The sequence below is a fragment of the Undibacterium paludis genome (assembly GCF_022568815.1).
Classification (GTDB): domain Bacteria; phylum Pseudomonadota; class Gammaproteobacteria; order Burkholderiales; family Burkholderiaceae_D; genus Undibacterium.
Genome location: NZ_JAKZHX010000004.1, coordinates 302,839 through 315,056 on the forward strand (window position 1 = coordinate 302,839; position 12,218 = coordinate 315,056).

General features: G+C 48.2%; 6 protein-coding genes. 2 read left to right on the forward strand and 4 right to left on the reverse strand.

Annotated elements, in window-relative coordinates:
- Positions 1-425: 425 nt before the first annotated feature.
- Positions 426-3,068 (reverse strand): zinc-dependent metalloprotease, encoded by a 2,643-nt coding sequence (locus LZ463_RS09600; protein WP_241455404.1) that lies wholly within the window; start codon positions 3,066-3,068, stop codon positions 426-428.
- 617 nt (positions 3,069-3,685) lie between these two features.
- On the opposite strand from LZ463_RS09600, the gene LZ463_RS09605 reads away from it, so the two are divergent.
- Both LZ463_RS09605 and LZ463_RS09610 read left to right on the forward strand, forming a co-directional pair.
- Positions 3,686-6,574, forward strand: a complete 2,889-nt coding sequence (locus tag LZ463_RS09605) for a TonB-dependent receptor plug domain-containing protein (RefSeq protein ID WP_241455405.1) — start codon at positions 3,686-3,688, stop codon at positions 6,572-6,574.
- A 95-nt stretch (positions 6,575-6,669) separates the two neighbouring features.
- Entirely contained in the window at positions 6,670-8,652 is a 1,983-nt protein-coding gene (locus LZ463_RS09610; protein ID WP_241455406.1) for an alpha/beta hydrolase family protein, read from the forward strand.
- 64 nt (positions 8,653-8,716) lie between these two features.
- On the opposite strand, the gene xerD is transcribed toward LZ463_RS09610, so the two are convergent.
- The 3 genes from xerD to LZ463_RS09625 form a co-directional block, all read right to left on the reverse strand.
- Positions 8,717-9,649: a site-specific tyrosine recombinase XerD gene (gene xerD / locus LZ463_RS09615; RefSeq protein ID WP_241455407.1), complete on the reverse strand. Its 933-nt coding sequence runs from the start codon at positions 9,647-9,649 to the stop codon at positions 8,717-8,719.
- On the reverse strand, positions 9,640-10,173 hold the full coding sequence (locus tag LZ463_RS09620; RefSeq protein ID WP_241455408.1) for a methylated-DNA--[protein]-cysteine S-methyltransferase: 534 nt from the start codon (positions 10,171-10,173) through the stop codon (positions 9,640-9,642). The genes xerD and LZ463_RS09620 overlap by 10 nt, the downstream gene beginning before the upstream one ends.
- Before the next feature lie 807 nt (positions 10,174-10,980).
- Positions 10,981-11,985: a TRAP transporter substrate-binding protein gene (locus tag LZ463_RS09625; protein WP_241455409.1), complete on the reverse strand. Its 1,005-nt coding sequence runs from the start codon at positions 11,983-11,985 to the stop codon at positions 10,981-10,983.
- Between the last annotated feature and the right edge of the window lie 233 nt (positions 11,986-12,218).

Here is a 12,218-nt window from a genome sequence, read left to right on the forward strand (position 1 = left end):
CAAAAACATAAGGTTTTTGAGAAGAACCCTGATTATGGACTGTTACATTATGTAACTTGCCGAGTTTTTTTTACCTGGATTTAGAGCTTTTACTCAGCAAATCATGGAATTGGAAATAATGTTTTTGATTAATGAGGAAAAAAAAAGTTTTTTATTGAATTTTCCCGTTTAACAAAAATTAAGTTTTTAAAAATTAGCTTTTGACTAATTTTTAAAATATATTTAGCACTGTTGTTTTTTTGAGTCACCTTTTCATTTCCTCATTTACTCAAGGAAAGATTTAATAAATTCAGATCAAGCAAAATAAAAAAACCCGTGCCAAGGCACGGGTTCTTCAGCAACCTGATCAACTCTCGCTCAACAGGTCAGCAGATACTACATATTGAATAAAATATTGAGCATTTGTTACACAGGTAGTCTCGCCATCAAATACCGGCTCGCACCAGAGAAGCCTTCAATACCTCATTCAGGGTTGCCAGACTTTCAGACAAATGCGCACGTGATTCTGCACTCATGGGCTTGCCGACTGCACCACGGATCGCCACCAGCAATTGATTTGCCTGCTCCCTTTGCAAACTGCGTGCGTCAGCAGGAGTCGTTGCTGCAGGTTTCAACAAGGCATTCGACAAACGCTTCAAGTGCTCGCGTTGCAGATTGCGACGTGCAGAACTGATATCTGCACCACTCGCCAATTCGCTCCAGATGTTCGATTGTAAAGTGCCATACAATTCGTGCAGAGACAGCACCTTTTTGGCGTCACGCAGTTTCTCGGCAGTATTCAACATGCGTTGGGCAACCATATCCGACATCAACGAATCCAGTGCGCCGGTTTGCAGACTCAGCAAGCGGGCAGAAATCGAAACGTCGTTGCGGTTGGCACGCTGGAAATGATCCACGCCCAAGCGGCTCAGCAGTTCTGGCGTGAAAACAAAACTCTTGGCTGCAAACAAGCTGTCAGAAACCAGCTTCAATGCCAGACGCTGACGCTCTACAGATATAGGTGTGAATGTGGCGCGCCCCGTTCCTGCATGATCCCTCAGGAATGTCGTTCCGCCGACATATTTGGTGGCCAAAGGCACGGTACGGGCAAACTGACCGAAGCCATAGTCAAAACTGCGACGCAAGGCTTCATAGCTGTCACCAGCCTTTAATTGGCGAGTCTGCAATCTGTCCCACAGTTCGCGTGATATCGTCAGGCGTTTCTGAATATAGGCCAGCGGGTCTGAGCCCAGGTCAAACACGTTGACATCCGGGTCAGATACCATGGTCCCCATGGCATCTTCATCCGTACCATAAGCAAGCAGAGGTTCCGTCGAGCGAGATGCAATACGCGTCAGCTCTTCTTTTTCCTTGTCAGCATCGATAGGCTTGTAAGCATATTCAATTGCCCAGTAATCATAAGGTCCCAGTGAAGACATTACATACTCGCCCTGAGGCTCACCCTTGGTCGCCAGGTTGAAAGGCACATAGTCCATCACCGAACCTGCCAGGCCATTGACCTTGGTGAAAGCCGGGTCCTGCAATTGCTTCAGGGTATAGATGGTCGAAGAACGGAAGTTGTGACGCAAGCCCAGGGTGTGTCCCACTTCATGCATGATGACGTCTTTGACATAGGCCTGCGCCAATGCTTCAGCTTTCGGGCTATCCATGTCTACTTCACCACGGGCGTCGAGCAAATCCATGGCAAAACCCATTTCCATTGATGCTTCATGGGCAAAGTCACAATCACCGTGCTGATGCTGAGCCGCAGGCTGCTGGCCGTCTTCACCGATCATCCGGCGTGCGCCACGGGCAAATACGTCGGACATACCGATATCGGCGTCCAGGATTTCGCCACTTCGCTCATCCACGCGTGAAGGGCCAATGGCAAAGCCGACGTCAGCACCGACAAACCAGCGTATCGATGCATGACGGGCATCCATGGTGTCAAAGGTATCTGCTTCGGTCTGCTGTTTGACGACTACGGCATTCTTGAAACCTATCTTTTCAAATGCCTTGTTCCACTCCAGCACGCCTTCGCTGATGCTCTTGCGATATTTTTCCGGTACGTTCTTGTCCAGCCAATAAACAATAGGTTGCTTGGGTTCAGACAGGGCGGCAGCAGGGTCCTGCTTTTCGAGACGCCAGCGGTTGACAAAATGACGTGAGGTCTTGGGCTTGATATCGTCTGTGAAATCATAGCTGGTTGTCACGAAATGCCCCAACCTGTCATCCGCCAGTCGCGGGCGCATGACTTCAGCCGGCAAAGCTGAGAAATTAAAATAGAAACCCACGAAAAAGCTACGCGGATCAGGTGTAGTTTGTGGCGGCGTAGGGAGCGCAACTGGTGGTGGTACCAATGGAGAGGCAGCAATGCGTGGTGTCATGAAATGCGCATTGACAAAAAAACCTGCCAGTGAATCATCGACATTCAACTTGCCAAAGCTGGTGTTGGCCTTGTCCATGGCATAGATAGTGCGGTAAGCATATTCCAGCCGGGTCGAATACGCAGGAATATCATTGAACAGCAAGGCGCTGGCATCCACCAGTATGCCCTTGGTTTCTGAATTTGGTGTACTCAACACGGCAGCACTGGCCAGCAGGCTGTCTGAAAATGCCTGGGCAACTGCATGGGCCTGCGGTGTGCCTGGTGTTGCCACAAACTCAGTATTCTTAGCCAGCAATTGAACCTGGTTACCAACTTTCTTGAAAACAACATGATAACCACGGCCCATCTGGCTGCCGTACAAACCACGCTCGCCTATGCTGTTGGGGATGTTATAAGTAAACAGGAAGGGCTTATCAAATTGTTCAGGGCGGATTTCTATCCAGACCTTTTCGTCTTTTTGATACAGATTAAAGAACCCCTTGAGCTCTTTTGCATCCTTGATAATTTCCTTGAATGGCTTGAGTCCGGCGGCGGGTGCCGGTGTAGCCGCCGCTACCGGTGCTGCGGCATTAGCGCCATTTGCTGCGGGGGCAGCAACAGGAGGTGTCTGGGGTGCCTGGGCGAAAGCTGCTTCGCTCAGCGCGCAAATCAAAAGGAATAGGGTCTTCTTCTTAAAATGTACAACTTTTGCTGATCTCATATCGATTCCTGGTTGATTAAATAAATGACAGCAATATGCATAAAACTCTCACAATGCCCCTTAAAGTTACAATCCATTGTGACAAGATTTGCCCTTACAAGTTCTTACAAGTTGAAGGAACTTTCTTTGCTGCCCGGATTTTTACAGAAAATCTTCAATTTGAAAATTTTTTCGCATTTTTTGAAAAGCATACTCATCAGAAAATCAAATATATTTGATCAGTTTTATATCTATATAGAGCGATTTCCTATCATTTATAAGCTTATTACTTGAATTTATATGATGTTGAATAAATTTATAAAATAGCCATCAATTTTACAATTCGTGAAAATTTAGAAATTAAATTTTCATTTCTTGTCTCCGTCAAACAACATACGGTCAAAAAAACGTAACAAATGCTTTCCCCAAAGGTATTTTATTTACATAATAAAGTTCTGTTTGATTCATTGCCTTTCATTTCCCAAGCGTAAATATATAGAGGAAAAACGCAGCAATTTCTCATCAGACGGCAGCACAAGAAAGTTTCATTATTAACAAAATTTTTGAAACTGATCTCCACTGCTCAAACGGATCCGGCACCCGAATGCATCAGGTCTATCAATAAAGAGGGAACAATAATGATATTTAAAGAAAAAGTGGGCGTACAGTCAGTGCGCCTGGCGCTAAGCGTACTCGCTGGCTCCATGTTGATCGGGGGTTATGCCCACGCGCAATCTGAAGCTGCTCCACAGCGTATCGAAATTACCGGCTCGAACATCAAGCGTGCTGATAAAGAAGGTACGTCCCCAATTCAAACGATCACCGCTAAAGAAATCAAGCAAAGTGGTGCAACAACGGTGCTGGAATTGTTGAAGAGCGTCCCATCCATGGGGACTGGTGGTTACAACGATACGCCGGACCAGAATGGTTTCTCCCGCGGTGTTGCAACAGCATCCCTGCGCGGCCTGGGTTCGACATCGACACTGATCCTGTTGAATGGCCGTCGCATGACACCATCGGCTTATGCCAATCCGAACAACGGTCAATCCACACTGTACGATCTGAACAGCATTCCTCTGTCCGCCATTGAAAAAGTAGAGATTTTCAAAGACGGCGCATCTGCAGTGTATGGTTCCGATGCGGTCGCCGGCGTTATCAACTTCATCACCAAGCGTGACTATCAGGGTGGAGAGGTTTCCGCCAGTATCGCAGCCAATGATGACCGCGAATTCGGCCGCCAGAATGTCAATGGCACAATCGGCTTCGGTGACTACGCCAGCCAGGGCTACAACGTCCTGTTTGCAGTAGACTACCGCAAACAAAACGCTACAACCATGAAGAATGGTTCCAACGACATCAATGCACAGGCTTATGCTGACATTAACTATCGTTTGAATCCATTTAGTAGCAGCGTTTCCAACCAGGCTTTCTTCTTCAAGGAACGTTCACCTGGCTCCCTGTCCTTCTTCACGACAGGTGCAACCGTCATCAACCAGACCAATTGCGCAGACAATCGTAAAGTGACTGGCGCAGCTGTGAACAATATCGCATCTACCAGCGTTTTGTTTGGCCGTACTTTCTGTAACTACGATCTGGATGCAGATACCGACGTACAGACCAAAGGCGATGACATCAGCTTCATGACCGTCGGCAACCTGAAAATCAACGACAAGCTGTCCGCTTTCGGTGAATTTGCCTATAACGATTCCAAGCGTGTCTATCGCGGCTCTCCACGTTCGATCAGCGGCACATCTCCTACAACCAACTTCCTGGTTGGCGGTCTGGCGACACCTTTCCAGGCGATTTTGCCTATCGGTCATCCTGACAATCCGAATAAAGATGCGCGCTCTGCTGTTTCCTATCGCTTTGAAAACGTCAGATTCGGTACCGATCTGGACAATAAAGCGTCTCGCTTGGTCGCCGGCCTGAAAGGGACAGTTTCCAGCTGGGATTGGGAAAGTGCGGTACTGTGGAACCGTTCTGAACGTAATGAAGTTGCCCATGGCTTCCTGTATCTGCCTACCTTGCGCAAGCTGGTCACGGAAAACCGCTCACTCGCTTCCATCGCAGCGGATCCAACCCTGAGCCCTGACCTGACCAACGTCGGCACTGCTGAAATAGCTCAATGGGACGCCAAGGCAACAACAGAATTTGGCAACCTGGGCGGCGGTGCAATCGGCTTCGCGGCAGGTGTTGAATTCCGTCAGGAAAAACTGACTATCAATCCCGATCCTATCAATGCACGTGGCGATATCCTCGGCCTGTCGACAACAGCGATTGATGCGAAGCGCAATGTTTCTTCCGCATTCTTCGAGTTCCGTACGCCATTCCTGAAAAACTTCGAAATGGATTTCGCCGGCCGTTACGATAAATACCCAAGCATCAAGGGTAACTTCGTACCTAAAGTCGGTGCAAAATGGACAGTCGTTGACGGTCTGGCATTCCGTGGTACTTACGCTGAAGGTTTCCGTGCTCCAGCTCTGTCCCAGGTTGCAGCCGGTGGTGCGCAGTTCTTCCTGAACAATACAGTTGACCCTGTTCGTTGCCCTAACGGCGCAAATCCTGTTGCCGGTGCTGAACAGGCTGACTGCGCCAAGAGCGTATCCGGTGTCGGTGGTGCCAACCCTGACCTGAAACCAGAAAAATCCAAGAGCATCGCTTTTGGTATGATCTACTCTCCAACTGCCAACTTTGACGTCGTTGTAGATGCCTACAAACTGCGTCAAGAAGGTGAAGTGGCCCTGAGTAGCTCTACTTACCTGCTCGAACATCCAAACAACTTCCCGGCTGATTATATCGTCCGCGATACTAATCCGCTGAATCAGTTGAAAGATGCCAACGGCAATCCTATCCCTGGTACGGGTCCATTGCTGGCAGTGAAAACACCTTGGGTTAATCAGGGTAGTACAGAAGTCAGTGGTGTGGACGTTGAGCTGAAAATGCGCAACAACCTCGGTGAAAATGGCAAATTGTCTACTTCCCTGAAATCCACTTACCTGATTTCCTATCGTCGTGCAGAATCCCCTGGCGACCTGGAAAGGAATGCTGTTGGTACAAACGGCGGTCTGAATGACTGGACCACGTCAGTCGGCAATATTCCTCGTCTGCGTGCAACACTGCGTACTGTCTGGGAAAAGGGTCCACACACAGCATACGGTGCCATCAACTTTACTGACAGTGTTTCCCAGTATCGTCGTTATGACAACACGACAACCTACTCCACACCATACTGCTACTATGGCAGTGGCGTGCCAGCCGGTGTCAACGCAACCTTTGCCAATCAGCCGAATTACACCAAGTACTTCCCTGATTGCCAAATTTCAAGCTGGACCACTCTGGACGTAGGTTACAACTACACCGGATTCAAGGATCTGACTTTGGGCATCAATATCCGCAACATCACTGATTCCAAAGCACCTTACAGTCCGACAACAACAGCAACAACTATACAGCAAGGTTACAACTCAACTTTGCATAACGACTTCGGCCGTTATTTCACAATCTCTGCAAGATATGTTTTCCGTTGATCGGTTGACGTAGTAAAACGAATAAACGCCTCGTAACCCGGGGCGTTTATTTTTAGTACTTCTTATTATCAAAGATAAATCACATAGGACAAAGAATGAAACAGGTGCTCACCGTTATGTGCAGGCAACTTTCAGTTTGCACAGCTATAGCCTTCATCCTTGCGCTGCCAGCCCATGCACAGGTACCGGTAAAAGAAAAAATCCCGGTCGAAAATTTCTTCAAGAATCAGCAAATTGAAAAAGTGCAGGTATCACCAGATGGCAAAACCATTGCCATGCTGGCTAAAGGTAAAAATGACCGCGTAGTCCTGTCAGTCATGGATACGGCGACAATGACACCGAAAATCCTGGCAGGCTACGAAAAAACGGATGTCAATGATTTCCATTGGGTGAACTCCCAGCGGCTGGTTTTCAGCACTTGGGATAATAACGCGGGACAAGACGAATTCCGCAATGGAAATGGCCTGTTCGCCATCAATCTCGATAGCAGCCAGTTTCGACAACTCGTCGGTGGCCCCGGTGCCTCCAACACACGCGTCCTGTCTTACGGACATCGCTACCTTAGCACTGTCAATACCGCAAGCTCAAATGAAATCTATGTCACCCGCAGGACTGGTACCCGTAAAAACCCCACTGCCTCACTCATCAAGCTAGACACACTCACAGGCCAAAGCGAAACCATTCCCACGCCACCAAATGCGATTGGGTTTATGACTGACAAGAATGGATTGCTTCGCGTGGCTCTCACCAATGTAGATAATCTGTCAGGCGTTGATTATAAAGATGAAAAAACTCAGCAATGGCGCACCCTGATCAGTTATGACAAAACAAAAGAAGACGGTTTTTCACCGCAGTTCATTTCACCCGATGGGCAACTCTACGTTACGGCTCATCAGGGCCAGGATACAACCGCAGTCTATCGTTACGATCTTGAGAAAAACAAAATCGACGACACGCCTATCGTGTCCACAAAGGGTTTTGATTTCAATGGAAATTTCTTTTTCAACAAAAAACTCAATAAACTGCTGGGAGTGAGTTTTGAAACCGATGCACCAGGTGTTTTGTGGCTGGATGACAAATTAAAGGCGTTGCAGGCAAAAATAGACAAGGCGCTTCCTAACACCATCAATAGTCTGTCTATCGCAACAGATGCGGATACTCAGCTGGCTGTCGTCTTCTCCCGTTCCGACACGCACCCTGGCTCTTATTACATCTACAATACGCAAACAGACCAGTTCACTGCCATAGGTGACCGTAGTCCTGAAATCCAGGCCAAGGATATGTCCTATAAAGACTTTGTTAAAGTCAAAGCCAGGGATGGCCTGGAAATCCCGACATACGTCACGATTCCCCGTAACAGCACAGGCAAAAATCTGCCCATGGTAGTCATGGTGCATGGCGGCCCGTATGTTAGGGGCGGCCACTGGAACTGGAATAGAGAAACACAGTTCCTGGCCTCACGTGGCTACGTCGTCATCGAACCAGATTTTCGCGGCAGCGAAGGATATGGCAAGACATTGCACAAGGCAGGCTGGAAACAATGGGGACTCGCCATGCAGGACGACGTTACTGACGTCACCAAATGGGCCATTGAAAAAGGCTATGCCGATCCAAAACGTATCTGCATCGCTGGTGCAAGTTATGGCGGGTACGCTGTGTTGATGGGGCTGATCAAGGAACCGGATATGTACCGCTGCGGTATCAGCTGGGTTGGCGTGACTGACATCAACCTCTTGTATGACGTTAGCTGGAGTGATACCGCAGGCAGCACCTGGGCGCGTTATGGTATGCCGGTATTGATAGGTGATCAGGAAAAAGATGCGGCCCAGTTGAAAGCAACCTCACCGGTGGAACAGGCAAATAGATTAACCAGACCGCTGATCCTTGCTTATGGCGTCGAAGACGTCCGTGTACCATTAGTACATGGTGAGCGCTTCAAAAAAGCAGTGCCCGCTACGACCAAAGTGGAGTGGATCACTTATACAGGTGAAGGCCATGGTTGGCGTCAACTCAAAAACAATGTTGACTTCTGGACCAGGGTAGAAAAATTCCTGGAAGAAAATACAGCAGTAAAATAGGTCTACATATCTGCATTGGAAATCCACACCGTCAGACCGGTGTGGATTTTTTTATCCAGACAACTTAACCACGCGGATGATGCATGGCATGTAATTTCTTCAGGCGCTCCCGCGCCACATGTGTGTAGATTTGCGTAGTGGAAATATCAGCATGGCCAAGCAGCAACTGCACGACCCGCAAGTCAGCGCCATGATTGAGCAGATGCGTGGCAAACGCGTGGCGCAAGGTATGCGGTGACAAGGATGTGGTGATATTGGCCTGCATTGCATATTTTTTTATCAATATCCAAAACATCTGTCTGGTCATGGCGCCGCCACGGGCGGTAACAAACAGCGCATCGTCTATTTGCCCATTCAATATTGCTGGCCTGCCCTCGCGCAGATAGCGCTCCAGCCAGCCACGTGCTACTTCGCCAAACGGTACCAGCCTGGTTTTGTCGCCTTTGCCAGTGATACGCAATACCCCCTCGTTGAGTCCTACTTCAATAGAACGCAGCCCCACCAGTTCACTGACTCGCAAGCCGCAGGCATATAAAAGTTCCAGCATGGTCTTATCGCGCAAACCCAGCGGCTCGGTATCATCGGGGGCCTGTAGCAAGGCAACAACCTGGTCTTCACTCAAACTTTTAGGCAAGCGCAATGCCTGCTTGGCCGCACGCAGTTTGGTACAGGGATTCTGCCCAATCAGGTTCTGGCGAAATGCCAGCAAATAGAAACGCTTGAGCACACTCATGCGCCGATTGGCTGAACTGGCTTTCGAGCTCGCATGTTTCTCTGCGATATAATTAGCAATTTCCACATGGCCAACTTGATACAGGTGCTTTCCCTGCCCCTGATGCAACCATTGCGCAAACAGGCGCATATCGCGACGATAGGCCTCTATGGTGTTCCTGGCCAAGCCGTCTTCCAGCCATAAGGCATCACAAAACTGGTCTATCTGTGCTGTGACATGGTCTGGCAAAACGACTGGTATTTCCTGATTTTTTCTTACTTCCACATGCTTTCCTGGGTGAAACCCGCCACACCTTCATGTGTCAGCAGCCAGCGTTTAACGCCCAGCTGGAATCCTGTCTCATCATCATTATGTGCAAAACCACCCAAGCCGCCAGCCGCCGTCACGCGGTGGCAAGGTATGATCAAGGGATACCAGTTGGCGCCGCAGGCCTGGCCAACTGCCCGTGGCGCAGAACGTATGTGTTTGGCAATTTGCCCGTAGGTAAGTACCTGACCACGCGGTATGGATGAAATTGCCTGCCAGACCTTACCCTGGAATGCCGTGCCCGCTGCTTTCAAGGGCAAATCAAATTGAAAATCGGGATCCTGGAGGTAAGCTTCTATCTGCCTGACCACTTTTTCAGTGAGCTTGTCAGCAGGCGCTTTCTCCTGGAAGCGTGGCGGCAAATACACCAGTTCACTGACTTGCTGGTCTTCGCAACGTATGCCGACAGCACCAAAAGGAGCCTCAACAACTGCAGAGAAGAAACCAGCCTCTTTTGATACATGAGATTCTTTGTACAGCATGGATTTCCTTTGGACAAAAGAAAAAAGGCGCATCATCTGATGCGCCTTTAAAACATCTTTCGCGTTTTCGGCTGTTTAGCGCATGTGATTTTTTTAATTTATCACATTCACTCAGCTTGTAGTAAAAACGCGCGTCTCCTCAGTGTGTACGGTATTGTTACCGTTATTTTGCACTACCGCCTTATAAACCTATGTGCTTTTTCTTCTTATTTTTATCTTGCAGAAATCTGAACTGCCGTGAATATAGCATGACAAGTTTTCGCTTTCAAAACAAAAATGACACAAAACAGTGCATTGTTGCAGATATGTGAAAAACGATCATAAACCTAAAAAATGTGCTAGGCAATACCAATTTAAATTCTGCCAAAATAAAAATTGCCGTATTTCCTTGTGGGAAATGCGGCAATTACTTTTAAACTTTGGCGAATCAATTTCGTTTAGCTTATTGGCAATCCAAATTGACAAGTAAGTAATGATTTATTTTACATCCCCACCGCCCCTTGGAGGAGAGCGCTTGTCATGACCAAACAAGGCCAAGCAGCTATAGAACTACATGCAATCCCCATTTTGGTGCTTGTAAAAAACAAATATCAACACAGAGAATCATTCCATGTTCTGGAAACCTTTTGCCGATCAGGTAAAACGCTTACATTTACATATATCGATATCGTGCGACCATGATCTTTGTAGGGCAGAATTTGAGCCCAAAACCGCAATGATCAGGAACTGGCATGAGCAGTTTCATTTGTAAATGTGCAATAAAAAGCCACCTTGACTGCGTCACGATGGCTTTTTATTTTCACAAAATTACTTGAAGCCCAGTTTGGCCGCTTCCTTGTTGACATTGGCAATAAGGTCTTTGCCAATGCGACCTTCCATCTCTTTTTGCACAGGCAAAAGTGCTTTGCGCCATTCAGCCTTTTCCTTGTCCGTCAGCACATAGACCGTGGTCTTGCCGGATTTTTTCACGGCTTCCAGGGCATTGTCATTTTCTTGCTGCGCGATGGCGTTGGCATATTTGGTTGCTGCTTTCATCGCCTCATCGAGTTGAGCGCGGATATCCGCCGGCAAGCCATCCCAGAATTTCTTGTTGACGATGACTGCATAGCCTAAGTAACCGTGATTAGTAACAGTTACATGCTTTTGCACTTCATGCATTTTTTGTGTGTACAGATTGCTTGGCGGATTTTCTGTCCCGTCGACAACACCGGTCTGCAAGGCTTGATAGACTTCAGAGAACGCCAGTACCTGAGGATTGGCGCCCAGTGCGCGCATCTGGGCATCCAGTACCTTGGATGACTGTATGCGCAATTTTTGCCCCTTCACGTCCGCGGGCAAGTGCATGGGCTTATTGGCGGACATGACCTTGAAGCCATTATCCCAAAAACCCAGGCCGGTAATACCCTTGGGTTCCAGCTTTTTCATGAGGTCTTTGCCTATCTGGCCTTCAGTCACTGCATACAGCACATCTTTAGACGGGAAAATATAAGGCAGGTCGAAGACTTCAAATTCCTTGACACCCAGGGGGCCAAACTTGGCCAGCGAAGGCGCCAGCATCTGTACTGCGCCCAATTGCAGTGCCTCCAGTTCTTCCTTGTCTTTATACAAGGTGCTGTTGGCATACACTTCAACCTTGACGCGGCCTTTGGTGGCTTTTTCGGCCAGTTCCTTGAAACGCTCGGCAGCCTTGCCTTTAGGTGTATCGTTGGAAACCACATGACTGAATTTGATGACGATAGGCGTCTGCGCAAAAGCAGCACCACTGACAAGTGAAGCAGCCAGCAGGGAAAACAGCATTGACTTCAATTTCATATTTAGTCTCCGGACGTTTTTGTGGATTGTTGCACAAATTATTGCAATGCCAGCATTATCTGCCAACTGTGGAAAACCACAAGCCCTGCCAATCTTGTGCAGAAACGCCACGTACACGCTCAACAAGCCCAAAATCTTACTATACTTGCACTCATCTTATTCCTGGACTCGGGCGCGGCATGCCGAAACTGTCAGATGCAGAACAAGGACATGTTCGGTTACACCAAAGCACG